Raw genomic sequence first — 26,327 nt, forward strand, 5'->3', positions numbered from 1 at the left:
CGGCCCGCGCCCCGGACGCTCATTGCAGATCGGCAAAGGCGGTCTGAATGCGCGCGACCGCCTCTGCGACGCGGGCGCGCGGTGTGGCGATGTTGAACCGAAGGAAGCTCTCGCCGCCGGTCCCAAAGGTCGGGCCGTGGTTGGCCACAACGCGCGCGTCCCGTTCGACCCGGCCGGTATACTCTGCCGCCGTCATGCCGGTGCCGGCAAAGTCGATCCACGTCAGATAGGTGGCCTCGAGCGGCATGGCGCGCACACCGGGAATGGCCTGCATTCCAGCCTCAAAGAGTTGCCGGTTGCCATCGAGATAGAGGCAGAGCGCATCAACCCAATCTGCGCCCTCGGGGCTATAGGCGGCCTCGGCCATGAAGAGACCAAAGGAATTGGGCGATATCCCCATCGCGCCCATGCGGGCGGCAAACTGCGCGCGCAGCTTTGCATCGGGCACGATCACATTGCCCAGATGCGCGCCTGCAATGTTGAAGGTCTTGGTGGTGGCGGTCATCATCACCAGCCGATCAGCGATACCCTCGATATGGGGCATGGCGATATGGCGCTGGCCGGGCATCACAAGATCATGGTGAATTTCATCCGACACGAGGATGAGGTCATGGCGGCGGGCGAAATCGGCCACGCCCTCAAGCTCTGCCTTGGTCCAGACCCGGCCACCGGGATTATGCGGCGAGCAGAGGATGAGCATTTTTTCATTGCCCGTCATCAGCGCATCATAGGCGTCGAAATCCATCTCGTAGCGGCCTGAGGTGTTGACGAGGGGACATTCGCGCACCTCGCGCCCCGCAGCACGGATCACGCGGGCAAAGGCGTGGTAGACGGGGGTGAAGACCACCACCGCATCCCCCGGCGCGGTCCATGTGTCGATGCACATCGAGGTACCATTCACCAGGCCATGGGTGGTAAAGATCGCATCCGCCTCGACCGTCCAGCCGTGGCGTGTCTGCATCCACCACTGGATCGCGGCGCGGTAGGCGGCATCGTCGCCATAATAGCCGTAGACGCCATGCTGCGTCATGCCGATCAGGGCCTCTGTGACACAGGCGGGCGGGCGGAAATCCATATCCGCCACCCACATCGGAATCCCATCCTCGGGCGAGACGCCATATTTGGCCTGCATCATGTCCCATTTGTCGGAATGGGTGCCGCGGCGGTCGATGATCTCGTCGAAATTCATAGGGGTCTCCGGCTCTGCGTTTGGCGCGCAGGCTAACCGATCGCGGCCCGAGCGCAAGGGGCGTTGCAGAACGCCCGGTCATCGCCTAAATAGCCGCCATGAAACGGTCCATTCTGATCCATCCCGACCCGCGCCTGAGAAAGGTTTGCACGCCCGTGAAGGACGTGACCGATGCGTTGCGCAAACTCTCGCAGGATATGCTTGAGACCATGTATGACGCGCCGGGCATCGGCCTTGCTGCGCCGCAGGTGGGCGTCATGGATCGTCTGATCGTGCTGGATTGCGTCAAGGATGAGGGGGCCACCCCGCGCCCGATCGTGATGTTGAACCCCGAAATCACCGCCTTTTCCGAGGAAAAGAGCGTGTATGAGGAAGGCTGCCTGTCGATTCCGGATCAATTCGCCGATGTCACGCGCCCTGCAGAGGTCGAGATGCGGTGGATGGATCTGGATGGGGTTGAGCATCAGGAAGGGTTTGGCGGTCTTTGGGCCACCTGCGTGCAGCATGAGATCGACCATCTCGATGGCAAGCTCTTTATTGATTACCTCAGCGCCATGAAGCGGCAACTTATCACCCGGCGCATGCAAAAGCTCAAGCGCGAACTGGCGCGGGGCTAAGCCGTGGCGTCGCGCCCCTGCCTGCGCTGGCCTGATAAGCGGCTGCGGATGCCTGCGGCACCGGTTCCTGAGATCACCGACCAAACGCGCGCCCTCTGGGATGAGATGATCGCGGTGATGGAGGCGATGCCGGGCGTGGGGCTGGCCGCCACGCAATTGGGCGAGATGCAAGCGCTGGCCGTGGTCGATGCCAGCACGGCGCGGGGCCAAGCGGTGCGTATGGCCAACCCCGAAATCCTGCACTCAAGCGTGCAATTGCGCCCCCATGAAGAGGCCAGCCCCTGTCTTCCCGGTGTCTCGGCGATGATCGAGCGGCCACGTGCGGTGACGGTGCGGTTTCTGAATGCCGACGCAGAGGTTGAGGAGCGCGATTTTGTCGGCCTCTGGGCCACGTCCGTGCAGCATCAGATCGACCATTTGCAGGGGCGGATGTATTTCGAGCGTCTGGGCCGGGTCAAGCGCGACATGCTGCTCAGGCGGGCGCGCAAGATCGGCTGAGGCAGCGTTTGGGGCAGCGGCGGATTTGAGTATTCTGGGAACAGGGACAGGGGGCGGCATGCGTGTGATCTTCATGGGAACGCCGGATTTCTCTGTGCCGGTGCTTGAGGCTTTGGTTGCCGCAGGCCATGAGGTGGCGGCGGTTTATTGCCAGCCGCCGCGCCCGGCGGGACGCGGCAAAAAAGACCGCCCCAGCCCGGTGCAGGCGCGCGCCGAGGCGCTTGGCCTGCCGGTCCACCATCCGGTGAGTTTGAAAGAGGCCACGGCGCAGGCAGAGTTTGCAGCACTCAAGGCCGAAGTGGCGGTGGTGGTGGCCTATGGCCTCATCCTGCCGCAGGCCGTGCTCGATGCGCCAACGCGCGGGTGTTTGAACATTCACGCCAGCCTTTTGCCCCGCTGGCGGGGGGCCGCGCCCATTCACCGCGCCATCATGGCGGGGGATACCGAGACAGGCGTATGCATCATGCAGATGGAGGCGGGGCTCGATACCGGGCCGGTTCTGCTGCGCGAGCCTGTGGCGATTGGCCCCCAGGAAACCACAGGGGAATTGCATGACCGATTGTCTGCCCTTGGCGCGCGGTTGATCGTCGCGGCATTGGAGCGGCTCGACGCCTTGACGCCAGAGCCACAACCCGAGGCGGGCGTGACCTATGCCGCCAAGATCGACAAATCCGAGGCGCGGGTGGATTGGACGCGCCCTGCCACAGAGGTGGACCGGCTGATCCGGGGCCTCTCGCCCTTTCCGGGGGCTTGGTGCGAGGTGGGGGGCGAGCGGATCAAGCTGCTTTGTTCTGCCATGGCAGAGGCGCACGGTGCGCCGGGTGTCGTTCTGGCCGACGGGTTGACCGTAGCCTGCGGCACGGGATCTGTGCGGCTTTTGCGCTTGCAACGGGCCGGGCGCGCGGCGCAGGATGCTGACGAGTTCTTGCGCGGCATGCCCTTGCCGCGTGGCACGCAATTGGGGTGACGCGATGTTCATGCAGCTATTCGGTACGGTAGTAATCGCGGGCATCGTGGGTTACGCCAGCGAAAAGAGCGGGTTCACCCGCAATGGCTATTTGCCCTCGATCATCATCTGCATCGGCGGCGCGTTTCTGTTTTACTTTGTCCGGATCATGTTCGGTATCCGCTTCGGCGCGCCGGGGATTGATGCGATCCTGTCCTCGGTAGGGGCGCTGATCATCGTGCCGACCCATTGGCGCAATCGGAGGTAAGGCATGGGCATCATCGGGCTTTTGATCGTGGGGATTGCGGCCGGGTTTCTGGCGACGCGGTTGATGCGGGTTGAGGTCGGCGTGGTGCCGACAATCCTCATTGGCATTGCCGGAACGCTGATCGGGGCCGTGGTCATTCGCATGGTGCTGATGATCACGGGTTTTCTTGGCGGGTTGATCGGTGCGGTTCTGGGCGCGATGCTGCTCGTCTGGCTGTGGAAGATGATCGGTCAGCGGCGCTGAGGTTTATTGCCGTGGCGGGCGCGCCCGGTAGACCGGCAGCCGCCAGCCAAGCGTAAGAGAGCCCACGCGCAGCGCCCACGTCAGGGCGGCGCAGGTGCCCAAGATCACAAGCGGATCGTTGGTGAGCGTTGCGGCAATCACCGCGCCCAAGGCTCCGGCAAAGGCGGCGGTCACGTAAAGCTCGCCTTGTTTGAGCACAAGTGGCACCTCGTTGCAGACGACATCGCGCATCAGCCCGCCCATGCAGCCCGTGACCATGCCCATCAGCACCACGATCACCGGGCTTTGCCCCATCACCATCGCCGCACTTACGCCCGCAGGCACCGCGACGGCCAGCGCGAAACTGTCGAGCCAGAGCAAGAGACGATAGCGGCTTTCGACCAAATGAGCGGTGAAAAACACAAAAAGGGCGGCGACGCAGGCAATGAGGATATAGTTGGGATTGCCCAGCCAGAACACCGGGTTGCGGTCCAAAAGCACATCCCGCAGCGTGCCGCCGCCGACCGCCGTCAGGCAGGCGATAAAGGCAAAGCCCACGATGTCGAGTTGTTGGCGCGAGGCCACAAGCGCGCCGGTCAGTGCAAAGATCAGCACTGAGGCGTAATCGAGCAGGATGAGCGCGCTCATCCTTTGGCCTTGCTTGGCTTGTAGGGGGCCATCCCGGCGCGGGCCAGTTCATCGGCGCGCTCATTCTCGGGGTGGCCTGCATGGCCCTTGACCCATTCCCACGTGACGGTGTGGCGTTTCTGCGCCTCGTCCAGCCGTTGCCATAGCTCGACATTCTTGACCGGCTTTTTGTCGGCGGTGCGCCAGCCGTTGCGCTTCCAGCCATGCATCCAGCCGGTCACGCCATTTTTGACATAGGCGCTGTCGGTGACGATGGTGATGGTTGAAGGGCGCGACAGCGCCTCAAGCGCGGCAATGGCGGCCCAAAGCTCCATCCGGTTGTTGGTGGTATCGGCCTCGCCCCCCGAGAGTTCGCGTTCCTTGAGAATGGCATCGCCGTCCATGGCGCGCATCAGCACCCCCCAGCCACCGGGGCCGGGATTGCCGGAACAGGCCCCGTCAGTATAGGCGAAAAGCGCGGGCATCAGAGCAACACCCCCACCGCAAGGCAGCCGATCACCACCGCCGTCAGCAGCATCCGCAACGCCATCCACCAAGGTGGGGTGAGGCCCCATCGCCAGAATTGCCAATCCAGCGCCAAAAGGCCTGCAAAACCGAAGATGAGGCTTGTTCCCGCCGAGGTTGGCCCGCCGCCGGTCATGAAAAACGCCCAAAGGGCCGGAATGACCGAAAGGCCATAGCAGATGCCTGCCATCGTGCCTGTCGCCCGCGTGGCGAAACCCCAGAGCACGCCCGACATGAACGACAGGATCACCGCGCCGTAAAAAAGCATCACATAGGGTCCGGCAAAGCGCGGCCCGATGGTCTGCGCGGTCCAGAGGCCGAGGTCGGGCAGGACCACGGTCAGTGCCCCCCAGAGAAAGGGCAAGAGGCCGGCAAGGCCAAGAAAGAGCGGGGCGCGGGGTATCATCTGCATGGCGCGCAAAATGACCCGAGGGGCGCGCAGAGACAAGGGGGAAAGCCGTGCATTCGCGTTCCATGCGCCGCTTCTTTGCCTCTCACGAAGGGCTGGACCGATGCGGGCAACGTGATAGGTACAGCGCATGACCCAGACTCCCACCTTGGCCCCAGCCACCCCCGCTTTCATCGACGCGCTGCGCGCGCGCCTGCCCGCGCCCGTGTTCCGCGAGGCCACGCCCGGCTATTTTGAGGAGCCGCGCGGCCGCTGGCAGGGGCAGGGCGTGGTTCTGGCCCCCGGCAACACCGAAGACGTGGCCGAGATTGTCCGTGCCTGTGCCGCTGCGCGCGTGCCGGTGGTGCCCTATGGCGGCGGCACCGGCCTTGTGGGGGGGCAGATCGCCCCCGGTGGCCCGACGCCGGTGATCCTGAGCCTTGAGCGGATGCGCGCGGTGCGCGGCATTTATCCGGCGGAAAACGTGATCGTGGTCGAGGCAGGGGCGATCCTGCAAGATATCCATACCGCCGCTGCCGAAGTGGACCGGCTCTTCCCGCTCAGCATCGCCGCCAAGGGATCGGCGCGGATCGGCGGCAACCTTGCCACCAATGCGGGCGGCGTCAATGTGCTGCGCTATGGCAATGCGCGCGATTTGTGTTTGGGGCTAGAGGCGGTGATGCCCGATGGGCGCATCTGGCACGGTCTGAAACGCCTGCGCAAGGACAACACAGGCTATGATCTGCGCAACCTTCTGATCGGGTCCGAGGGGACCTTGGGGGTGATCACTGCTGCGGCGCTCAAGCTTTCACCGCGCCCCATGGGCGAGGGCACGGCGCTGATGGTGGTCGAGGGACCACGCGCCGCGCTTGACCTTTTGGCGCTGGCGCGTGCGCGCATCGGCGAGGGGGTCAGCGCGTTCGAGATCATGCACCGGGCCGGGCTCGAGTTTCTGGCCGAGACCTTGCCCGATATCCGCCAGCCTTTTGCCAAGATGCCTGAATGGTTCGTGCTGATCGACGTGGGGCTGGCCAGTGGGCTTGATCCGGCGGCGGTGTTGGAGGGGCTATTCGCCGAGGCGTTCGAGGCGGGGCTGGTCAGCGACGGCATGATCGCGCAATCCGAAACCCAGCGGCATCAGTTCTGGGAGGTGCGTGAGCAAATTCCAGAGGCCAACCGGCGCATCGGGTCCATCAGTTCGCATGACATTTCACTGCCGATGTCGCTGATCCCCGATTTTATCGTGCAGGCGAATGTGGTCATCGCCGGGATCGGCGCGTTCCGGATCAACTGTTTTGGGCATCTGGGCGATGGCAACCTGCATTACAACGTCTTTCCCATGCCGGGGCGGGGACGTGCGGATCATGTGGCGGAGCGCGACGAGATCAAGCGTGCGGTGCATGATCTGGTGCATGAGATGGGCGGATCGGTAAGCGCCGAACATGGCATCGGGCGGCTCAAGGTCGAGGATCTGGAGCGCTATGGTGATCCGGTGAAATTGGACGCGATGCGCGCGATCAAGACGGCGCTCGATCCTCTGGGGATCATGAATCCGGGGGCGGTGCTGCGGGGTTGACCCGTGCAGCTGCCTATGTGTCGCCGTCAGAGCGCCCGGGCCAGAGCGGATGCGCCACCGGGTCCTTGGCCTGCCAGAAATACGCAGCGAAAATCTGGGCGTAGGAGCGATAGACATAGCCATCGTTGCGCCGCAGGTAATGGTCGCGCCGCTCCGCATAGAGCGCGGGCAGGCGATACCAGGCCACCTCGGGGTGCATATGATGCACCACATGCAGGTTGTTATTGAGGAAAATCCACGCCAAGGGGCCGCGATCCTCGATCAGTACGGTACGGCCGCTGGCGCGCAGATGGGCGCGATGCTCTAGAAAGGTGCGGATTTTCAGGATCGCCAAGCCCAGCCAGACCGCCAGCAGATAGGCCCAGACCGGCATCGGCACAAACCAAAGCCAAGCCAGCACCAGCGCCACCGCCGGGATATGCCAGAGCCAAGCATCGCGCACGGCACGGTCGCCTGTCTTGATCGCCCGCCAATCGCTGCGCAGAAAAGAGATCTGCGCCACCATTGGCCCGATCAGCATCCGCCCCGCCAGCGTGTTGTTGAACCGCAGCACCGCCCGCACCCAACCCGGCAGCCGCGCCCAGACAATCGGATCAAGGTAATTCGCCTCGGGGTCATCATAGGGGTCGGTGAGAAACTCGTCGCGGTGATGCGCAAGATGGGTGTCGCGGAACCTTGCATAGGGGATAGCAAGGCAGAGGGCGGGAAAGACCAGCGTTTCATTCAGGCGCTGAGCGCGGAACGGGTGCCCGTGCAGCGCCTCATGGCAGAGCGAGGAATGAAGGGCGATGGCGAGGCCGGTGACGACAATGCCAAGCGGCAACGCGAGGGCCGACGCCGCAGTGGTGCCAAAGACCCACATCGCGTAGCAGAGCGCCAGCAGGCCAAGCGTGGGCCATTCAACGCGAGCCGCCTGCCGCGTCTTGGGCGGCTGTCTGCCTGCTTCGGGGCGCGCGTTCAGCTGCGATGGGGCGTGCATTCTGGGTCCTTTTGATGTGCATCTTCCCCTGACAGTCGTTTCAATCTTCTGAGTGCGCCATTTCGGAAATGGTTAACATTTCTCCGCAACTGTGATTATAGTCACCGCATGTCCAAAAAAATCGACAAACGCCTGCGGGCCACCCTGTTTCGAACCCGGCTGACCGAGGCGATGCGCCTTCGGGGCAGCAATCAGAGCATTTTGGCGCGGGCGATTGAGGTGGATCGCTCGACCGTGTCGCAATTGCTCAAGGGCGATGCCGCGCGGCTGCCCAATGCGCAGGTGGTGGGGGAATGCGCCTCGGCGCTAGGGGTCTCTGCCGATTGGCTGTTGGGCCTGACCGACCGACCCGAAACCGCCGCCGACATGCTGGCCAACACGCTGTCGTTGACCGAGGCCCCACGCGCCCTTGTCGATGAACAGATTTTCGCGTGGCACAAGGAGGCGGCGGGATACAAGATCCGCCATGTGCCGGCTGCGCTGCCCGATATGCTCAAGACCCGCGCGATGCTGGAATGGGAATATGCGCCGCATCTGGGCCGTTCCACTGATCAGGCGATTGGCGCATCAGAGGATCGCATGGCCTGGATGCGGGCGGCGCGGTCGGATTACGAGATTGCTCTGCCGCTGTATGAGATCGAGAGTTTCGCGCGCGGCGAGGGCTATTATCGCGGGTTGCCTGCAGATCTGCGCCGCGCGCAGCTTGATCACCTGATTGCCACGACGACGCAGCTTTATCCGCGCCTGCGGCTTTATCTCTTTGACGCGCGGCGGGTTTATTCCGCGCCGATCACGCTTTTTGGGCCGCTGCTGGCGGTGCTCTATCTGGGGCGCAACTATATGGTGTTTCGCGACACCGAACGTATCGAGGCGATCACATTGCATTTCGACGGGCTGGTGCGCGAGGCAGGGGTGACGGCGCGGGAGATCCCCGCGCATCTGCGTGCGCTGCGTGACGGGCTGGTGCGATAGCGGCGCTATCGCGTTACCGCGTGCGACGGGGCAGGGTGGCGTTGTCTTCGGCCTCGGCGCGGGCCGCGTGCAGGGCGCGGCGGCTAAGGTCCGCGCGCTCTTGCAGGATCTGCTGGCGGCGTTGGTGCTGCGAGAGGTCCTGTTCCACGGCGGCGCGCTCTTGCCGCGTGCGGGCCATCTGACTGCGCGTCGCCTCAAGCTGCTGCACAAGGGTGCGCCCCATGAAATGCGCCGTGCTCAGTTGGCCGGGGGTCATCGGCTCGGCCGGGGCCTGTGCGCTCTGGTCGAGCATTTGACCCAGACGGTCGGCCATGTCGAATTGCTGCATTTCCTGCCGCCGCAAATGGCCAAGCTGCATGGAGAGGTGCCCCAACTCGCGGTTTTCCTGCCGGGCCATCAGGGTCAGGATACGGTGCTGGCGCGCGCTCATGCGGCACCGCCTGTCAGCGCGCAAAGGGCGCTGATGCTGTCCTCAAGGCTGGCGGGTTCATGGATATCCTGCCGGATAAAGGCCTCGATCCGGGGCCAGAGGGTGACGGCCTCGTCAAGCGTGGCGTCTTGGCCGGGGGAATAGGCACCCATGAGCATCATGTCGCGGTTCTCCATATACAGGGCAATGAGGCGGCGCAGGCGCATGGCGGCTGCGTGGTGGGGTTTTTCGGCGATGTCCTTCATCACACGGCTCACCGATTGGGTGAGGTCGATGGCAGGATAGATGCCCATCTGCGCCTGATTGCGCGAAAGCACGAAATGCCCGTCGAGAATGGCGCGGGCCGTGTCCACAACGGGATCGTTGGTGGTGTCGTCGCCATCGGCCAGAATGGTATAGAACGCGGTGATGCTGCCCTGACCGGGCAGGCCCGGACCGGCGCGCTCGATCAGGCCGGGGATCATCGAGATGACAGAGGGCGTATAGCCCTTGGCGGTGGGTTGCTCGCCCAATGCCAGACCGATTTCGCGGCGGGCATGCGCCACGCGCGTGAGGCTGTCCATGATCAGCATGACCTGCTTGCCCTGATCGCGGAAATATTCGGCAATCGCGGTGGCGCGATGCGCTGCGCGCAGCCGCAGAAGCGGCGAGCGGTCGGCGGGCACGGCGACGACACAGGTCTTGGCGCGGTTCTCGCCGGTCATGACCTTGGAGACGAAATCGCCCACTTCGCGGGCGCGTTCCCCGATCAATCCAACGACAATCACATCGGCAGAGGTGTAGCGGGTCATCATTTCGATGAGCACGGATTTACCGACGCCCGAGCCTGCGATGATGCCCACGCGCTGACCGCGCCCGACGGTGAGCGCGGCGTTGATCACGCGCACGCCAACATCAAGCGGGGCATCGACGGGCTGGCGCGCAAGCGGGTTTTGTTCGCGGCCCGAGAGCGGGCGGGTTTCCGGGCAATCGGGCGGACCATAGCCGTCAAGCGGCGCGCCTTCCGCATCAAGCACGCGGCCCAAGAGGGCGTCGCCCATGGCGGCGTTGTGACCGCCGCGCATCTTGTGCACCTGACAGCCATGGGTGATGCGCGCACCGGGTTGATCGAGAAAGAGCAGGTTGCGGCCATTGGCAAAGCCCACGATTTCACCGGTGGCGCCCTTGCCATCCTCGGTGTCTATGCGGCAGCGCGTGCCGGGGCTGGCAGGAAAGCCCGCACATTCGAGGATGAGACCATCATAGCGCAGCACCTGACCTGAATAGCCGGGGGGTGGCACCTCGGTCATGGCCTCGGTGGCCTGTGCGAGACGCGCCAGAAGATCGGTCATGCCAGCCCCCCGTCGCGTTCGGCGATCACATCGGAGAAGGTGATATCTTCCATGCGAATGCGTAGATCCCCGCGCCCCAAGGTGGTGTCGGGCGACAGCCGCCCCTTGGCCAATGGGCTGAAATTTTTGATATGCGGTTTGATCGCCATAAGGTCTGCGGGGTTCATCAACACGACGGTATTTTCGGCCCCGGCGGCGATTTGATGGGTGATCTTTTCGATGCGGCGCAGAAAGGGGCGGGGGGCCTCGTCGATTTTCTGCCCGGCCCGTTGGGTGGCCAATTGGCGCACGGCCAGCTCCAGCTTGGTGCTCAGGTCCGCCAAACGTTCGTTTTCGGCGCTGGTGAGGCGGGTGATCGCGGCGGTGAAAGCATCGCGCGTCTCAGCGATATCCTGCGCGGCGTTGGCGCGCGCCTCTTCCAGTGCTTCGGCGCGGGCGGCGGCGCGGGCGGCCTCGATGTCTTGCAGGGCGGCGGCGTGGCCTTCGGCCCAAGCGACACGGCGCTCGGCCTCGATGTCAAAAGTGGCCGGGGGTGGCGCAGGGGTGAAGCTGGCGGTGGGTTTCTCTTCGGGCGTTGCGGTGACAGGCGCGGGCTCTGCTTCTGGCGCGGGCGTGCGCAGGGGGCGCACCACGGTCTGCGGGGCAAAGCTGCTCTCGGCTTGCGTTTCAGGGATGGCAGGATCGCGGCGCTGGAATTGCTGCGAAGAGCGACGCACCAGTGCCAGCAGATCCTCGGGCGTGAGTGCGCCGGGCGCGGGGGAAGGTCAGGGGCAGGCATGGCGGTCATGGTCTCAGACCATCTTTTCGCCGCCGCGTCCGGCGAGCGTGATCTTGCCCTCGTCCGACAGGCGACGGGCGACGGTGATGACCTGTTTCTGGGCCTCCTGCACCTGGCTCAGGCGTACGGGGCCCATGGCCTCCATCTCGTCCATGATATTGGCGGCGGCGCGGGCCGAAACACAGCCCAAGAGCTTGTCGCGCAGGGTTGGGTTGGACCCTTTGAGGGCGAGGATCAGAATCTCGCTGTCGATCTCGCGCAGCACGGTTTGCAGGGCGCGTTCGTCGGATTTGATGAGGTAATCGAACACGAAAAGATTGTCCTGAATATCCTCGGACAGCGTTTTGTCATCCTTGCGGATGTCTTTCATAATCCGCTCTTCCATGTCCTGACGGGTGAAGTTCATGATCCGTGCGGCGGCCTTAACCCCGCCAATCTGCGAGGCGCGCAGCGTGGTGTTGGCCTTGAACTTGGCGCGCATCACCTCTTCGAGGTCGCGCAGCGCCTCGGGTTGTACGGTGTTGAGCGTGGCGATGCGGCGGATGATTTCGGGCTGCGCCTCGGGGGGCAGCAGCTTGAGCACTTCGGCACCTTGGGCATAGTCGAGCGAGGCGATGACCAGCGCCATGATCTGCGGATGTTCATCCTGAATAAGCTCGGCCACGGCAGAGGGGTCCATCCAGTCGAGGATTTCGATCGGGCGTTCGCTGTTGGAGGGCACGATGCGCGAAAGCACAGATTGCGCCTTATGGGCACCAAGCGCCTGATCAAGCACTTGCCGCACGTAATTGCCCGCGCCGATTCCGATGCCGGTCTGGTTGCTGACCAGCCCCAGAAACTCGTTGAGCACGGCATCAACCGTGTCGTGATCGACGCCCTGCACGGTGAACATGGCCTCGCCCAGAACCTGCACTTCGGAGGGGGAAAGGGCGCGCAGGATTTGTGCGGCGGTTTCCTCACCAAAGATCATCATCAGGATGGCGGCCTTTTGCACCGGGGTCAGGTCCGCGCCGGGGCGCGTGCCAGAGGGGGCAGGGAGCGCGAGGGTCATGGCCGGTCCTCACCAGTGGGGGTGATCATGGATTTGAAGACGCCCGCGATGCGATTGGTCTCGGACCCAGCCATCTGGCGGAGGAGGTCGATCTTTTCCTCGTAGGTGATGGCACCGTTGAGGTCCTCGGCATTCGGGGCGGCGGTTTCAAGGCGCTGGCGCAGGGCTGACAGGCTCTCGCCACGGGGTACTTCGATGGCATCGCCATAGGTCATGCCGGTGGTGGCGGTGGCGCCGACGGGGGGCAGCAGGCGATTGAGGATCGGGCGCACGACACCCAGCACGATGATGCCAAAGAGCGCCAGTTGAGCAAGCGTGCGCCCCAGCGTCGGCAGCCAAGCCGCGTCATACCACCGCTCTGCCGAAATGACGGAGGGGGCCACCACAAACGGGGCGCTGGCCACGGTGACGATATCGCCACGCTCTGCGTTATAGCCGATGGCGGAGCGGGTCAGCGCCTCGATTTCCGCGAGGGGCACGGCCTCGGGGGCGGCAGAGGTGGCTTCACCCTCGGCAGGGGCGGCGGGGGTCGGCAGGCGGTGCAAAAGCACGGCGGCATGCACGCGGTTGATCTGAGCGGTCTGCGGCTGGCGGGTTTCCACCCGGCGGCTGACCTCGTAATTGCGGGTCGAGGAGGTGGCGCTGTTGGTGGTGCCGCTCTTGGCACCTTGGGTGGCGGCCTCGGCCATTTGCGCCTCATTCGGGGGCGTGTTGGCCACGGCACCGGGAATGCCGCCCGCCTGCGCGCCGCTGGTTTGCTGGCTGCTGCTTTGCTCGCTGCGCAGGGCGGTGTCGGGCAGGTATTCTTCGCTGGTGATCTCGGAGCGGGTGAAATCCATATCGAGTGTTACTTCGACGGCGGCATTGCCCGCGCCCACGATGGGGGTCAGGAGCGACAGCACGCGGTCGCGGTAGAGGGTTTCAAGCCGGCGCTGGTGCTGCATCTGGCGGTCGGATTCGGCCTGCACCGGGTCTTCTTCGGGGCTGGTCAGAAGCGTGCCGGTCTGATCCACGACCGAGACATTGCCGCGCGGCATATCGGGCACGGCGGCGGCAACGAGACTGACAATGGCGCGCACCTGTGCTTGGTCCAGGGCCATGCCCGGGGCGAGTTCGAGAAACACAGAGGCGCGGGGCGGCTGGCTGTCGCGGACAAAGGCGCTGCGTTCCGGCAGGGCCAGATGCACGCGGGCGGCGCGCACTGGCCGCAATTCCTGAATCGAGCGGGCAAGGTCGAGTTCCTGCATCCGGCGCAGGCGCGCGGATTCGATCTGGCGCGAGGTGCCCATGGGCATTTCGTCAATGGCCGACATGCCGTCGGTCGCCCCTTCGGGCAAACCTTGGGTGGCCAAGAGCATGCGGGCGCTGTGAAACTGATCGGCGGCCACGGTAAGCGCGCCGGAAGAGGGATCAAGCCGGGCGTCCATGCCAGCCGCAGTCAGCGCGTCGAGGGCCAGGGATTTTTCCGCCTCGGGCAGACCTGCGTGAAGGGTTACGCGGTTGGCGGGGGCCAAAAGCAGCCACGCGGCCAGACCAAGCGTCACGACCAACAGCACGCCAATCGCGGGCAGGGCACGGCGCAGGGCAGGCTGGGCGATGAACCCATCCATGCCCGAGAGCGCAAGGCGCGCCCGTTGCACAAGCGAGGTGGCGCCAGCCTGTGCCGGGAGGGTGGTTTGCTGTCCGTCCATAGTCTCTACTTCCGTGGTTCTAGTCTGGGCCTCAGACCGGCATATTCATGATGTCGCGATAGGCGGTGAGCGCCTTGTTGCGGACCTGCATCGTCATCTGAAACCCCAGCGATGCGACCTGTTGCTCGACCATGACGGCGGCGAGGTTTTCGGTCCGCCCGGTTTCGAAATCGCGGGCGGCCTGCGAGGCCTTGCTTTGCTGGGTGTTCACGCTCTCGACCGCCTTGCCCAGCCGTTCAGCAAAGCCCGGCCCCTGCGCGTCGGCCATGGCGGTCGGGCGCTGAATAGGGTCAGGGCGTGCTGCCGCCTGCGAGGCGTGCATCATGCTGACGGAAGAGGAGATGCCGGTCAGGCTCATGTCAGGTCAGGATCAGGCGGCAAGAGAGGTGGGAAGGGCTGCGGGACGCGAGCGTGTCAAAGAGGTGGGGCGGGCAACGAGCATGATATGTTCGGGTGCAATCACCATGCCATCGGCGAGCACCAGCGCGCGCTGCATCACGTTTTCCAACTCGCGCACATTGCCGGGCCAGGCGTGACCGGCGAGGATGTCGCAGGCCTCGGGCGACAAAAGCGGCGTGGGCAGGCCCTCGGGTGTGTGGCGGCGCAGCATGGCCTGCGCCAAGACTGGCACATCCTGCGGACGGGCGCAGAGGGCCAGCGTTTCCAAGGGGAACACGTTGAGGCGGTAGTAGAGGTCTTCGCGGAAGGCCCCGCGTGCGATTTCGGCCTCCATATCGCGGTTGGAGGTGGCAAGGATGCGGACATCAACCTGAGCTTCGGTCTGGCTACCGAGCGGGGTCACGACCTTTTCCTGAATGACGCGCAGAAGTTTGGCCTGAAGCGCCATCGGCATTTCGGAAATCTCGTCAAGGAGCAGCGTGCCGCCGTCGGCGGCGCGCAGATAACCTTTGTTGGCGGTGTTGGCCCCGGTGAAGGCCCCTTTTTCATGACCAAAGAGCAGCGCTTCGAGCATGTTCTCGGGGATGGCGGCGCAGTTGATGGCGACAAACGGTTTGTCGGCGCGCGGCGAGGCCTGATGGATCAGGCGCGAGAGCACCTCTTTGCCGCTGCCGGTGGGGCCGTTGATAAAGACGCTGACGTCAAAGCGAGCGACGCGGCGGGCCATGTCGATCAGCGCGCCAGAGTTCGGGTCGGCGGCGACCATGGTGCCGAACGGAGCAGCCAAGAGATCGGCCACTGCCATCAAGGCGGCATCGCGCAGGGCGGGCAGGCCGCTATCGGGCAGCGATACGGTCAGCATGCGTCCGCCCAGATCCTCGCGCAGAGCAAATTCTGCGGCCTGACCTTCGATCACCACGATCCGTTTCGCCCCCAGCTTGCGGGCCAGTTCCACCAGCGCGCGCTGGTCGGTCACGGGCGCCCCCTGCACCAAGGTGTGACAGGTGGGCTGATAGCCGATGCGAACATTCAGACGACGCCCGTCGAGCAGGGCCTTGAGGGCTTGTGCCTGAGGGAAATTCGCGGCGGTGATGCAGATGTCGGCCATGGGAAACCTCGTTGATTGCGATATGAAAACTGTAAGCAGGGATCGTGCCACGCGGGATTTGGGGGCAATTCACCCCCGGAATTGCCCAAAGTCGCGATTTTGCGGGGAAATTTCGGTCTCAGGACCCTGAAAACGTCGCAACTCCGACGAAAACGCGAGGTGTCGACTGTCACCTGTCGAGGCTTCGTCATTCGGGGAGAGATGTGGCGCTGTCCTTTGGATCATGTTGCGCTTTCAGCGTCGGATCACGCCAAAAGCGAGCGGGCGCGCACCAAAGATACTCGCGAGATATGTCGTCTGGGCGCTCACATTTTTGGGCAGGGGTCCGTTTGGGAACTCAGAAGAGCTCAACTGGTAGGCAACAATGTTATCGAAAACGTATCATCTCAAGTTTCCAAGCCTCGATGCGGCACAGATCGCGGCCCCTTTCATCACGGAGATTCTGGGGAATGCGATTCCGGAATGCCGTATCTCAGGCCTGACCGTCATGATCGGCAAGGAGGGGGACATTTCCGTCAACCTGTTCTTCCCGAGTATCGCGGATCTCAAGAACTTCGAAAAGAAACATGGGGGCTTCATCCAGACGATGAAGAAAACCTTTCTCTTTCGATCTACCGGGTTCGAGGGGGTCTGTATTTTCAATTTCGATGGGAACGCCGAAGATGCCGCCTGAGCGCGGGATTTAGTCTGGCACGCCGGTTGCATCGGCGCATGCAGATGTCACCGGCTAGCAGGCCGACAGATTGAGAAAGACCTGATCACATGGCGAGTGTGTTCCCAAACAAGCTGTGTCCTGAACGAGGGCCGCAGGCATGACGGCGCGTGCAGAGCAGGTGCCCGAGCAGGCCTCTGGCGGGGCGTTGCTTCGCGTCTCGTCGGACAAGATCGGGCGATTGATGGACCTCGTGGGCGAGTTGTCGCTGTCGGTGTCTGAAACCATCAACGCGCCGGAACTGGCCAATCTCGACCTTGTGGGGTTCGAGGCGGCGGCACATCGGCTGTCGATGATCGTGGGCGAGGTGCAGGACGCCGCAAGCGAATTGCGGCTGGTTCCGGTGGATGAGGTGTTTCGCAGGCTCAAGCGCATGGTGCGTGAATTGCAGCGTGAAACCGGCAAGCAGATCGACCTTGAGATGCGTGGCGAGGATACATCCATCGACAAGCTGGTAGCGGACCGTCTTTATGATCCGTTGCTGCATGTGGTGCGCAATTCCGCCGATCACGGACTAGAGCCGCCGGCCGAGCGCGAGGCGGCGGGCAAATCCCCTGCGGGCCGCATTATCCTGTCTGCCGCTCAGGTGGGCAGCGAGGTGCGAATTCAGGTGATCGACGACGGGCGCGGGCTGAACCGGGGCAAGATCCTGTCCAAGGCGCGCGAGCGGGGTCTCTTTGGCCCGACCGAAGAGCCCGAAGATGCCGCCGTTTGGAAGGTGATCTTTGAGCCCGGTTTTTCGACCGCCGAAGCCGTGACAACCCTATCTGGGCGCGGTGTGGGTATGGATGTGCTCAACACCACCATGAAAGATTTGCGGGGGCGGATCGGGGTCCAGAGCGAAGAAGGCAAGGGCACGACCGTGTCGCTGCATATTCCGGTGTCTTTGGCCTTTCTCGATAGCGTGATCCTGCGGCTGGGCACGCAGCTTTATTGTGTGCCCATCGACGATATTGCCGAGATCGTCAAACCGGGTCTCGGGGATCATCTGGCCCTGTCCGCCGAGGGCGGATGCGAGATGTTGCGACAGCGCGACCGGTTCATTCCGGTGTGCCGCCTGGAGAAGTTCTTTGACGGTATGCGCAGCGAATTGCCGCCGCTGTCAGAGATGGTGTTCATCGTGTTCGAGTCGACCTCTGGGCCGATTGCGGTGCCGGTTGATGAAATCCTTGACCGTCAGCAGGTGGTGATGAAGCCGCTTGAAGGCACGCTGACACGGGTGCGCGCGAGCTGGGGCTTTGCTCTCTTGTCTTCTGGCGAGGTGGCGATGGTGCTCGATTGCGAGCGACTGGCAAACGGGGGCGGGCGCTGATGCAGGTCTATGCGGATCAGGCCGGATTCGAGCAGTTGCGCGATTGGTTGAGCCGCCGCTGCGGAATCACCTTTGGTCCGTCCAAGGCTGATCTGCTGCGGCAGCGTATGGAGCGCGTGTTGCGGCGGTTTGATCTGCCCGATCTGAACCATCTCGCGCGCGAGTTGGACCGCGTTGGCGCGCAGGATCTACAGCTTGCGGTGCTGCACGCGGCCTCGATCAACCACACCTATTTCTTTCGCGAGATCGAGGTGTTGGATCAGTTCATGAACCTTGCCCTGCCCGAATTGAAGGAGCGGCCTGAGTTCCGCTTTTGGTCGGCAGCCTGCTCGAGTGGCGAAGAAGCCTATACCGTCGGCATGATGCTGGCCGACCGGTTGGGGCCCGCGGCGCTGAACCGCACGCATATTCTGGGCACTGACATCAGCGATCCGATGGTCGAGCGGGCCGAGTTGGGCATCTATTCGCACCGCCAGTTTTCGCAGACCGATCCGATGGTGCTCAAGCGTTGGTTCGAACCTGCGGGGCTGGATCAATACAGGGTGGCGCCCGAGTTGCGTCGGGCCTGCACCTTTCGGCGCATGAACCTCAAGGCGACACCCTATCCGTTCAACCTTCCGTTTCAGGCCGTGTTCTGCCGGAACGTGCTCTATTATTTCGACCGGGCCGATCAGGTTGCCACGGTGAATGCCCTCTATGACGTGGTCGAGCCGGGTGGCTGGCTGATCACCTCTGTGACGGAATCCGTGCGCCAATTGGGCACCCTATGGGAGCCTGTCGCCACCGGTCTTTACCGAAGGAGGTCATGATGACCCGCTCTGCTGCACCCGTCACGGTGCTTGTCGTAGACGATTCAAGTTTTTTCCGGCGTTTTCTGACCCGGACGCTTGGTGCTGATCCTGGCATCGAGGTGATCGGCGAGGCCGCGAGTGCCGAAGAGGCGCATGAGTTTGTCATGGCGCGCCGTCCGGATGTGATCACGCTTGATCTGGAAATGCCGGGGCTGGGCGGGATGCAATTCCTGCGTCAGACTGTGGCGCGGCTGCGAATTCCCACGATCGTTGTCTCGTCAAGCACGCAGCTTGGGGCGCGCCGCAGTATCGAGGCGCTCGAGGCCGGGGCGGTCGATGTGATGCCCAAGCCGCAAGGCGTGGCACCGGGGATGGTCGACAATATCGCGTTGGCGACCATTGCTGCGCGGGTGCGGGCGGTGGCACAGGTCGATATGCACCGGATGAAGTCGCCGGTTTCGGATCCAGCGCCAGTGCCGTCGCCGACACTGGCCGCTCCTGTTTTATCGCGCGATTGGGTGATCGCGCTTGGCGCGTCGACAGGCGGGGTTCAGGCGCTTGGCTCTTTGTTGCAAGCACTGCCTGCCAATTGTCCGCCTGTCGTGATTGTTCAGCATATGCCTGCGGGTTTTACCGAGGCCTTTGCTCGACGGCTTAACGCGACCTGCGCCATCGAGGTGCGCGAGGCGCAACATGGCGACCGTCTGAGCCCTGGCCTCGCCCTTATTGCGCCGGGGGGCGAGCGGCACATGCGGCTGCGCCGCGCCGCTTCGGGGGCCTTGGCGGTCGAGCTGGTGACGGGCGATCCGGTTTGTTTTTCGATGCCTTCCGTCGACGTGCTGCTGACATCAGCCGCGCAAGTGGCTGCGCCGCGCCTGAGTGCTGCTGTGCTGACCGGCATGGGCAGCGACGGGGCCAATGGCCTGCTGGCTGCGCGTCTTGCCGGGGCGCAGACCTATGTGCAGGACGAAGCAACATCGCTGGTCTTTGGCATGCCTGCACGCGCCTGGGAGAGAGGGGCTGCGCTGGCGCAAGTGCCGCTCGACCAGATGGCGGCGCAATTGCTGGCTTCGGTTGGCACGACATCTGCAACCCAGCGGGCACCCGCCGCCCCGGCCCCCCGAATGACCCATAGAGGAGTCTGACCATGACCAAAACCGCGTTTGCCGATACGCAGACACCGCAGACCGAGCTTCAGGCCGAGCCGTCGGATTCCATTGAGACCATGTATCTGACCTTTCCGGTCGGCTCTGAGCTCTACGGGGTCTCGATTGGCGTCGTGACCGAGATTGTCGGATTGCAACGCATCATGAGCGTGCCCGACGTGCCGCATTACATCAAGGGCGTGATCAACCTGCGTGGCAAGGTGATCCCGCTGATGGACGTGCGGCTGCGCTTTGGCATGCCGGACAAGGCCTATGATGACCGCACCGTGGTGATCGTGTTGCAGGTCAATGATGCGCCGGTGGGCCTGATTGTCGATGGTGTCAACGAGGTGCTCGATATTCCGGCGAACCAGATTGACCGGACGCATAGTTTCTCGGGCTCTGAGGGCCGCAGCCTTGTGTTGGGTCTGGGCCGTCTGGAAGAGCGGGTGGCCATCCTGCTCAATGTCAACCTTCTGGTCGAGGATGACGCGCTTGTCCCGCCAATGATGGCCGAGGCCTGATCCATGGTTGCCCCAGAACCCAATCCCCCGGAGACCGATCCGGACCTTGTTTTCACGTCCCGGTCGGCCGCAACGCCGACGACGGAGACATCCTCCCCCCAGCCCGCGCCGGACCAGCCCGCCGGCGACACCGAAAGGAAAGAAGAGATGACCTCGCAATCCCCGCGCGACAGCAAAGGCAAGGCCAACGAGACAATGGACGATATGAAAGAAATGGATTTCTCGAAGCGCGTTGTGGCCACCACGCTGTTGGCCTCGCTTGGCAATCCCATCATGGTTGCGGATGAGGGTTACAACATCCTCTACTGCAACGAAACCGGGTTCCAGATGTTCGAGCGGATCGAGAATGACATCCGGCGCGATCTGCCGAATTTCCGGGCGCGCGACATCATCGGCAAGAATGTCGATGTGTTCCACAAGAACCCGCATTACCAGCGGCGTATCATGGACAACATGACAGGTCCGCACGAGGGGGCGTTTACCGTCGGAGGCATCTCTCTGGAGTTCACCGCGACGCCCGTGCCGGGCGTCGAGCGCGGCGCGCAATTCGTGCTGGTGGAATGGCGTGACGTGACCGAGATCAAGCGCGTCAAGGCCGAAAATGACCGCACGCTGGATCAATTCCGGCTTCTGCTCTCCGAGATGGCAAAAATGGCCGCGGCGCATTATGCGGGCGAAATCGAAACCTTTATCGACGTTAAGAACTTTGACACAGCAGAGGTTGGCAAGGCGGCTGAGATGCTCAACGCCATGGTGCAGGAAAAAATCGACACCAATAAACTTGCGATGGGTGTTTTCGAAGAATTCGGCGAGGGCAATTTCGATGCGCCCTTCCCCCAGATGCCGGGCAAGAAAGTGTTCATGAACAACGTGATCGAGAAGGTGCGCGGCAACTTCCGGGGGGTCGTTGCTGAAATCCGCACGCTGTCGGATTCCATCGTCGCGGGCAATCTCGACGTGCAGGCGGATCTGTCGAAGTTCAAGGGCGAATACCGCAGCGTGATCGAGTCCTTCGAGCAGGCCTTTGGCAGTCTCAACAGCGCCTTTGCGGTGATTGCAGAGCAGGTGGATCAGGTGGCGACAACGGTCACTCAGGTGGCCCATTCGAGCCAGACGCTCTCGACCAATTCACAGGTTGCCTCGGCCTCGGTCGAAGAGGTGTCTGCGTCGGTCAACCAGACAGACCAGCAGGTGCGCGCCAACGCCGAGTCGACACAGAAAGCGTCGAAGTTCGTGGGCAGCGCCGTGGGTCTGGCCGATCAGGGTGCCGCCAAGATCAAGGACATGGTCACCGCCATGCATGGCATCAAGACCTCCTCTCAGGACATTGCCAAGATCATCAAAGTGATCGACGAGATTGCGTTCCAGACCAACCTTTTGGCGCTGAATGCGGCGGTCGAGGCGGCGCGGGCTGGGCAGCACGGGCGCGGCTTTGCGGTGGTGGCACAAGAGGTGCGCAACCTCGCCGGGCGCTCTGCCAAAGCAGCGCGCGAGACCTCGGATCTGATCGAGGATGCGTCGAACCGGGTGAATGCGGGTGTGCGCATTGCGGATGAGACATCCGAAGCCTTCACCGGCATTTCCCAGCAGATCACGCAGGTCAAGGAAATCGTCGAAGAGATTGATCGCTCTGGCGCGGAACAGTCACGCGGCGTGGCGCAGATTTCGATGGCTATGACCGAAATCGCCAAATCCGCGCTCGATTCCAGCCAACAGGCGGATGAGCTTGCTGCCGGAGCCGCCGAGATGAGTGCGGCCACCCAGCAGATGAAAGAGGAAATCGGCCGCTTCAAGCTGCGTCGCACGGCTGCGGCTATGCCGATGGGGGGCTTCAACGGTCTGACGCCAGAGATGATGGCGCAGATTCAGGCGATGATGAGCGGCAAGCCCAACGGGCGTCTGAACGGCGGCGGATCGCTTGATCTCGACGCACGCGGCTTTCACGGCTTCTGAGGCAAGCGGGGGGCGGCCCGGTGCCGCCTCATTCCCGCGCAATTCCAGATAATTCGGAGTAATGACGATGGTTTACAATGTAATGGTGGTGGACGATGCCGCAATGATGCGGCTCTACATCTCCAGCTTTCTGAAATCCCGCAAGGATTTCAAACTTGTGGCACAGGCCGCCAATGGGCAAGAGGCGCTGGACAAGTTGCCGGATCTTCCGGACCTTGACCTAATCCTGCTCGATATCGAGATGCCGGTGATGGACGGGTTGGAATTTCTGCGTCACGCCAAGCTCAAGACGCGGGCCAAAATCTGCATGCTGTCCTCGGTGACGGTGCAGGGGTCGCCCTTGGCTGCCAAGGCGCGCGAACTGGGGGCGGATGGGGTGGTTTCTAAGCCCTCTGGCACGGTGTCGCATGACCTCGAGGAAAAGACCGGAGACGAGTTGACGCGCGTGATGCGGGCGCTGGTCGGGGCCTAAGGGCCGGAATGCAACCCACTGGGCGGGTGACACCATGATGGACGAGATGGACGAAATCTGGATGCTGTATGCCGATGACGGCGCGCAGTCCCTTGACGCTATGGAAGCGGCGCTCGATGCCCTTGAAGGGGGCGCAGGCGATATGGGCGCGCATATCGGCGCTCTGTTCCGGGCTGTCCATACCTTCAAGGGCAACTCGCGCGTGCTGGGACTGGCCCAGGTCGAGGGGCTGGCGCATCTGGCCGAGGATCTGATCGGGCTGGTGCGCGACGAAGGCGTGCCGATGAGTGGTGAGATCACCGACATCCTGATGCGCACCGGCGATGCGCTGCGCGGGATGCTGGAAGAGACCGCCGACACCCGCGCCGATGTAGAGCCGGGACCGACGGCGGGGCTGAAACAGGATTTGCGCGCGATGATCGGGCGGCTGACAGGGCGCGAGGCCGAGGCACCCGCGGCCCCGTCTGAGGACAAGTCCGCAGAGCCGCAGAATGAGGCAGCGCCGACGCCCGCTGACGTGCAAGAAGAGCCGGAAGCCGCCCCGCCCGCGCCCGCACCCAAACCCAAGGTTCCGGCCTTTGATATGGGTCTGGCGGGGTTGCTGGATCAATTGGATGGCGGCGATGGCGCGGATTTCGACGAATTCGAAGGTGACGATGACGAGCCGGAGTTTGACCAAGATCTAGCCCCCGAGGCAGAGGCCGAGGAAGAGCCTGACGTTGAGCCCGAGCTGGAGCCAGAGCCAGAGCTGGAGGCGGAGCCCGAGCCTGAGCCCGCACCGCAGGTCAAGACCGTAGCCGAGGTTACAGAAGGCAAGCTCTTGGCACCCGACCCGGAGCATCACAAGATTTTCAACGATATGGCCGTCAAGGCGTGCGACGGGCTTGACGCTCTGGTTGCGGATTGGGCCGAGGACAGCAGCCCTCGTGCTGCGCGCAAACAAGCGGATAACCTGCACTATGCGGCCGGGCAATTGAACCTTGCCGATTGGCTGGCCCTGTTGGGACCGTTTCTAGATGCAGATGCCCCGGACCTTACCGCAACCCGCGATCTGAGCAAGGCTATGCGCCGCCTGTTGGGCGGAGAGAGCGCCGAGCCTGAAGCGATGGACATGCCCGCCCCAGAGGCACAGCCAATGCCAGCGCCGGCCCCGGTTGCGGCCCCTGAGCCAGAGCCTGAACCCGAGGCTGCGGCCACCCCTGAACCCGAGGCTGCGCCGCAAAAGAAAACCAAAGCACGGCCCAAACCCGTTGTCGAAATCACCGAAGGCAAGCTGCGGGCAGACCCGACCTATCATCAGATCTTTGCCGATATGGTGGCCAAGACGCTCGAGAAACTAGACGCGCTTTGCTCGGATTGGTCAGAGGCGACAAGCCCAGCCACTTTGCGCAAAGAAGCGGATGGCCTGCGCTATGCCGCGCGGCAATTGGATTTGGCAGACTGGGTTGCGCTGCTGGACCCGATAGCCGACGCCACAGGCATGAGCCGCCCCGACGCCGACGGCCATGTCGCCGCGCTCCGGGCCCGGTATGCCAAGGATTTCACGGCCGGTCAGATCCCCACGCCCACGCCTGAGCCGGTCGATGCGATCAGCGATGGTCGCGCGTTTTTTAACGCGGTTGCAGAGCTTTATCCGCTGATTTCCGACCAAGGCATACGGATGGCGGGCCAAACGCCCTGCACCATGGCCGAGCGGCGCGATTTGGCGGAACGGATTGCCGATCTGGCCGCGCCACGCGGCTATGTGCGGCTGGTTGATAGTGCCCATAGGCTGTCGCAAGAGCCTGCAGGCCAGGCTTACCGCGCGGCGGAACTGGCGCTGTATGAGGAATTGGTCAGCGTCGAGCGCAGCCTGCCCGCCTCGGTCTTCGATGCCGAAAGGATGGCACCAAGCAAGCTTTTGAGCATGTGGTGCGCCGATCATATCTTTGAGACGCTGCAAAGCCTGCGCAAGGGTCTGGAGGCGCGCGGTGGCGAGGCAGAGGCCAATTGGTTCCCGGCCTTCGACACGTTGATGCGGCAGGTTCATTTCGCCTGTTTGAACTATCGGATCGACACCGCGTCGCAACTGACGATGGCGCTGATTGATCTATTCGCGCGGGTGCGCGTTGATCAAAAGGCACCAGATGTGATCCTGCTCCAGATGGGGCGCGGGTTCATCGATACGATGGAACTGGTGTTCGATGCGCTGGATCAGGGCGATACGCCCGATACGTCGCGGATCGAAAAGATGTTTGAAGAGGCGACCAACGCCTGTTTCGTAGCCAGTGGCGTGATGACCGCCAAGAGCATCGAGACGCGGTTGGGCCTGCCACCGGAATTCCACCGCGTGATGTCGCCCGAGAGCGTCAAGACTGCCCATGAGGCGATCAAGGAAGGCTTGCATTTCTACGTTTTGCGCGCCGATCTGAATGATGATGACGCGCTGGCGCAGGGCTTTCTTGAGTGGATTACCACCGGCGTCGTCCGCATGATCACCAACGTGACGGTGTTCTTGGACAAGGCGACCCTGTTTGATTTCCTCGTCGCCTCGACGTTGGAAGAAGATCGGATGGTCGAGCGGCTTGCCATGCTCGACCCAACCGGCGCGCGCCTGATGATGGCGCGGGCGTTGCGGGTAAGTGAGGCTTCTGAAAGCGATGCTGTCGAACCGGACACGCTCGACCTGATCCCGATGTCGGATGTTGGCGACAGCCTCGCGTTGCTCGAGGCGGTGGGGGCGATTTCCGCCAGCCATGCGCAGCTTGAGCATGAATTGACGCAGCTGGCCTCGGTTGATTTGGTGCAGGATGTGCTGGAGGCGCTGCGCGTCGCCGGGGTGGGTGAGTTGGAGCAGCGAGTGCGCTCTGTCCTGCGCGACCGTTTGGAGCAGCATCATCTGCGGCTTCAGGAAATCAGCGAGTCCGGTGCGCAACTCTCTACAGAGCTGTCACATCTGCAACAAGAAAGCGTGGCGCAGCGGTCGCGCCCGGCCGAGGTGCTGTTGCGTCCGCTCAAGGCCTATGTCGCCACACGCGCGCGCAAGATCGGGGTCGATGCAACTGTCACCTATGTGGGCGGCGATGCAATGCTCGACCAAATGTTGATCGAGGAATTGCGCGGCCCGCTCAAGACCCTGGTCAATCTGCGACTGGCGGGAGAATACCCTGCCTCGCGGTTTCATATCTCGGTCGAGGCCGAAAGCGATCACGTGCGCGTCGAGCTGACCGATAACAGCCCCGAGGCTGCGACAGCCCCCGCCTATGCTGCGCTGGCCGATGAGATGGCGCGCAAAAAGGGTGCGCTGCGCCGCGTCAGCCTGCCCGCTGGGGCCGGGGTGCGGTTCCATCTGCGCGTGCCGCAGCATATGATTGTCCTCGATGGCATGGTCGTCCGGGTGGGGCATGTGCGCTATGTGCTGCCTGTGGACACGATTCACCGCATCCTTCAGACCGACCGGCTTTTGCCTGTGTCGGCCTCTGGGGCAACGCGGATGCTCAATATCGACGAGGGCGCGCTGGTGCCGGTGCATCCGCTGATGCCAGAGGCCCCCGAGGCGGCGCGGGGTGCGCGGCTCTATGTGATTTTGAGCAGTAACGAAACGCGCATCGCCATTCCGGTGGACGAACTCTTGGGGCAGCAGCTTGTGATGCTGCGTCCGTTGCAGGGCGTTTTGTCGGGGATGCGCGACATGAGCGGTATCGCCGTCCTGTCGGGGGCGAAGTGGGCATGGTCGTGGCCGTCAGCGCCTTGGTTTCGGGCGATACGCGCACAGCGAGCGTGGCCGCGTGAAACTCTGCCTCGGTGGTCATGCCACCGGGGCTAACATCCTGACGCATTTTGC

General features: G+C 63.3%; 27 protein-coding genes. 15 read left to right on the plus strand and 12 right to left on the minus strand.

Going from position 1 to position 26,327, the window contains the following annotated elements; genetic code table 11:
* Positions 1-19: 19 nt before the first annotated feature.
* The gene (locus ACLGGT_RS12040; protein ID WP_437196270.1) at positions 20-1,189 is read right to left on the minus strand and encodes a MalY/PatB family protein; all 1,170 of its coding nucleotides are present in this window, start codon (positions 1,187-1,189) and stop codon (positions 20-22) included.
* 98 nt (positions 1,190-1,287) lie between these two features.
* Here ACLGGT_RS12040 and def (ACLGGT_RS12045) point away from each other — a divergent pair, with 98 nt between their 5' ends.
* The 5 genes from def (ACLGGT_RS12045) to ACLGGT_RS12065 are packed head-to-tail and all read left to right on the plus strand — an operon-like array spanning position 1,288 to position 3,761.
* Positions 1,288-1,806 carry a peptide deformylase gene (gene def / locus ACLGGT_RS12045; protein WP_008279878.1) on the plus strand — a complete coding sequence of 173 codons (519 nt, stop codon included), beginning with the start codon at positions 1,288-1,290 and terminating at the stop codon, positions 1,804-1,806.
* A 3-nt stretch (positions 1,807-1,809) separates the two neighbouring features.
* On the plus strand, positions 1,810-2,304 hold the full coding sequence (gene def / locus ACLGGT_RS12050) for a peptide deformylase (protein WP_437196272.1): 495 nt from the start codon (positions 1,810-1,812) through the stop codon (positions 2,302-2,304).
* Between the two features lie 58 nt (positions 2,305-2,362).
* The gene (gene fmt, locus ACLGGT_RS12055) at positions 2,363-3,271 is read left to right on the plus strand and encodes a methionyl-tRNA formyltransferase (protein WP_008279880.1); all 909 of its coding nucleotides are present in this window, start codon (positions 2,363-2,365) and stop codon (positions 3,269-3,271) included.
* 4 nt (positions 3,272-3,275) lie between these two features.
* A complete protein-coding gene (locus tag ACLGGT_RS12060; RefSeq protein ID WP_437196275.1) occupies positions 3,276-3,518 on the plus strand; it encodes a hypothetical protein in 243 nt (80 codons plus the stop codon).
* 3 nt (positions 3,519-3,521) lie between these two features.
* Complete coding sequence (locus tag ACLGGT_RS12065) at positions 3,522-3,761, plus strand: GlsB/YeaQ/YmgE family stress response membrane protein (protein WP_008279882.1); 240 nt, start codon at positions 3,522-3,524, stop codon at positions 3,759-3,761.
* A 3-nt stretch (positions 3,762-3,764) separates the two neighbouring features.
* On the opposite strand, the gene ACLGGT_RS12070 is transcribed toward ACLGGT_RS12065, so the two are convergent.
* From ACLGGT_RS12070 to ACLGGT_RS12080, 3 genes are read right to left on the minus strand one after another with little or no spacing between them, the layout of a single operon-like run.
* Positions 3,765-4,388 (minus strand): trimeric intracellular cation channel family protein, encoded by a 624-nt coding sequence (locus tag ACLGGT_RS12070; protein ID WP_008279883.1) that lies wholly within the window; start codon positions 4,386-4,388, stop codon positions 3,765-3,767.
* On the minus strand, positions 4,385-4,852 hold the full coding sequence (gene rnhA, locus ACLGGT_RS12075; RefSeq protein WP_008279884.1) for a ribonuclease HI: 468 nt from the start codon (positions 4,850-4,852) through the stop codon (positions 4,385-4,387). The genes ACLGGT_RS12070 and rnhA overlap by 4 nt, the downstream gene beginning before the upstream one ends.
* Positions 4,852-5,304, minus strand: a complete 453-nt coding sequence (locus ACLGGT_RS12080; RefSeq protein ID WP_008279885.1) for a DUF3429 domain-containing protein — start codon at positions 5,302-5,304, stop codon at positions 4,852-4,854. The genes rnhA and ACLGGT_RS12080 overlap by 1 nt, the downstream gene beginning before the upstream one ends.
* A gap of 127 nt (positions 5,305-5,431) precedes the next feature.
* Between ACLGGT_RS12080 and ACLGGT_RS12085 the strand changes: the two genes are divergently transcribed.
* Positions 5,432-6,856: an FAD-binding oxidoreductase gene (locus tag ACLGGT_RS12085; RefSeq protein ID WP_437196277.1), complete on the plus strand. Its 1,425-nt coding sequence runs from the start codon at positions 5,432-5,434 to the stop codon at positions 6,854-6,856.
* A gap of 13 nt (positions 6,857-6,869) precedes the next feature.
* Here the strand turns inward: ACLGGT_RS12085 and ACLGGT_RS12090 are convergent, their stop codons facing one another.
* The gene (locus tag ACLGGT_RS12090) at positions 6,870-7,835 is read right to left on the minus strand and encodes a fatty acid desaturase (protein WP_437196278.1); all 966 of its coding nucleotides are present in this window, start codon (positions 7,833-7,835) and stop codon (positions 6,870-6,872) included.
* A gap of 108 nt (positions 7,836-7,943) precedes the next feature.
* Between ACLGGT_RS12090 and ACLGGT_RS12095 the strand changes: the two genes are divergently transcribed.
* Positions 7,944-8,807, plus strand: coding sequence for a helix-turn-helix domain-containing protein (locus ACLGGT_RS12095; RefSeq protein WP_219435260.1), 864 nt, complete (start codon positions 7,944-7,946; stop codon positions 8,805-8,807).
* Between the two features lie 13 nt (positions 8,808-8,820).
* Here ACLGGT_RS12095 and ACLGGT_RS12100 read toward each other — a convergent pair whose 3' ends face one another.
* The 7 genes from ACLGGT_RS12100 to ACLGGT_RS12130 all read right to left on the minus strand — a co-directional run bounded on the left by ACLGGT_RS12100 (position 8,821) and on the right by ACLGGT_RS12130 (position 15,595).
* Positions 8,821-9,237, minus strand: a complete 417-nt coding sequence (locus ACLGGT_RS12100; protein ID WP_151978552.1) for a hypothetical protein — start codon at positions 9,235-9,237, stop codon at positions 8,821-8,823.
* On the minus strand, positions 9,234-10,568 hold the full coding sequence (locus ACLGGT_RS12105) for a FliI/YscN family ATPase (RefSeq protein WP_008279891.1): 1,335 nt from the start codon (positions 10,566-10,568) through the stop codon (positions 9,234-9,236). Before ACLGGT_RS12105 ends, ACLGGT_RS12100 begins: the two co-directional genes overlap by 4 nt.
* Positions 10,565-11,284 carry a FliH/SctL family protein gene (locus tag ACLGGT_RS12110; RefSeq protein WP_437196279.1) on the minus strand — a complete coding sequence of 240 codons (720 nt, stop codon included), beginning with the start codon at positions 11,282-11,284 and terminating at the stop codon, positions 10,565-10,567. The genes ACLGGT_RS12105 and ACLGGT_RS12110 overlap by 4 nt, the downstream gene beginning before the upstream one ends.
* 75 nt (positions 11,285-11,359) lie before the next feature.
* Entirely contained in the window at positions 11,360-12,397 is a 1,038-nt protein-coding gene (fliG, locus tag ACLGGT_RS12115) for a flagellar motor switch protein FliG (RefSeq protein ID WP_008279893.1), read from the minus strand.
* Entirely contained in the window at positions 12,394-14,088 is a 1,695-nt protein-coding gene (fliF, locus tag ACLGGT_RS12120; protein ID WP_437196280.1) for a flagellar basal-body MS-ring/collar protein FliF, read from the minus strand. Before fliF ends, fliG begins: the two co-directional genes overlap by 4 nt.
* A 31-nt stretch (positions 14,089-14,119) precedes the next feature.
* Complete coding sequence (gene fliE, locus ACLGGT_RS12125) at positions 14,120-14,446, minus strand: flagellar hook-basal body complex protein FliE (protein ID WP_008279895.1); 327 nt, start codon at positions 14,444-14,446, stop codon at positions 14,120-14,122.
* A gap of 12 nt (positions 14,447-14,458) precedes the next feature.
* Complete coding sequence (locus ACLGGT_RS12130) at positions 14,459-15,595, minus strand: sigma-54 interaction domain-containing protein (RefSeq protein ID WP_008279896.1); 1,137 nt, start codon at positions 15,593-15,595, stop codon at positions 14,459-14,461.
* Between the two features lie 364 nt (positions 15,596-15,959).
* Here ACLGGT_RS12130 and ACLGGT_RS12135 point away from each other — a divergent pair, with 364 nt between their 5' ends.
* From ACLGGT_RS12135 to ACLGGT_RS12170, 8 genes are all read left to right on the plus strand, one after another.
* Positions 15,960-16,268: a hypothetical protein gene (locus ACLGGT_RS12135; RefSeq protein ID WP_008279897.1), complete on the plus strand. Its 309-nt coding sequence runs from the start codon at positions 15,960-15,962 to the stop codon at positions 16,266-16,268.
* Between the two features lie 139 nt (positions 16,269-16,407).
* Positions 16,408-17,619: a chemotaxis protein CheA gene (locus ACLGGT_RS12140; protein WP_375554091.1), complete on the plus strand. Its 1,212-nt coding sequence runs from the start codon at positions 16,408-16,410 to the stop codon at positions 17,617-17,619.
* Positions 17,619-18,428 carry a CheR family methyltransferase gene (locus ACLGGT_RS12145; protein WP_008279899.1) on the plus strand — a complete coding sequence of 270 codons (810 nt, stop codon included), beginning with the start codon at positions 17,619-17,621 and terminating at the stop codon, positions 18,426-18,428. Before ACLGGT_RS12140 ends, ACLGGT_RS12145 begins: the two co-directional genes overlap by 1 nt.
* On the plus strand, positions 18,428-19,555 hold the full coding sequence (cheB, locus tag ACLGGT_RS12150) for a chemotaxis-specific protein-glutamate methyltransferase CheB (RefSeq protein ID WP_237183463.1): 1,128 nt from the start codon (positions 18,428-18,430) through the stop codon (positions 19,553-19,555). Before ACLGGT_RS12145 ends, cheB begins: the two co-directional genes overlap by 1 nt.
* 2 nt (positions 19,556-19,557) lie before the next feature.
* On the plus strand, positions 19,558-20,079 hold the full coding sequence (locus tag ACLGGT_RS12155) for a chemotaxis protein CheW (RefSeq protein WP_081507917.1): 522 nt from the start codon (positions 19,558-19,560) through the stop codon (positions 20,077-20,079).
* 147 nt (positions 20,080-20,226) lie between these two features.
* Entirely contained in the window at positions 20,227-22,032 is a 1,806-nt protein-coding gene (locus ACLGGT_RS12160; protein ID WP_437196281.1) for a methyl-accepting chemotaxis protein, read from the plus strand.
* 67 nt (positions 22,033-22,099) lie between these two features.
* Positions 22,100-22,504 (plus strand): response regulator, encoded by a 405-nt coding sequence (locus ACLGGT_RS12165; RefSeq protein ID WP_037273780.1) that lies wholly within the window; start codon positions 22,100-22,102, stop codon positions 22,502-22,504.
* Positions 22,505-22,541: 37 nt separating this feature from the next.
* Positions 22,542-26,309, plus strand: coding sequence for an Hpt domain-containing protein (locus tag ACLGGT_RS12170; protein ID WP_437196282.1), 3,768 nt, complete (start codon positions 22,542-22,544; stop codon positions 26,307-26,309).
* Positions 26,310-26,327: the final 18 nt, after the last annotated feature.

The sequence above is a fragment of the Roseovarius sp. MS2 genome (assembly GCF_051447875.1).
GTDB classification, from domain to species: Bacteria; Pseudomonadota; Alphaproteobacteria; order Rhodobacterales; family Rhodobacteraceae; genus Roseovarius; species Roseovarius mucosus_A.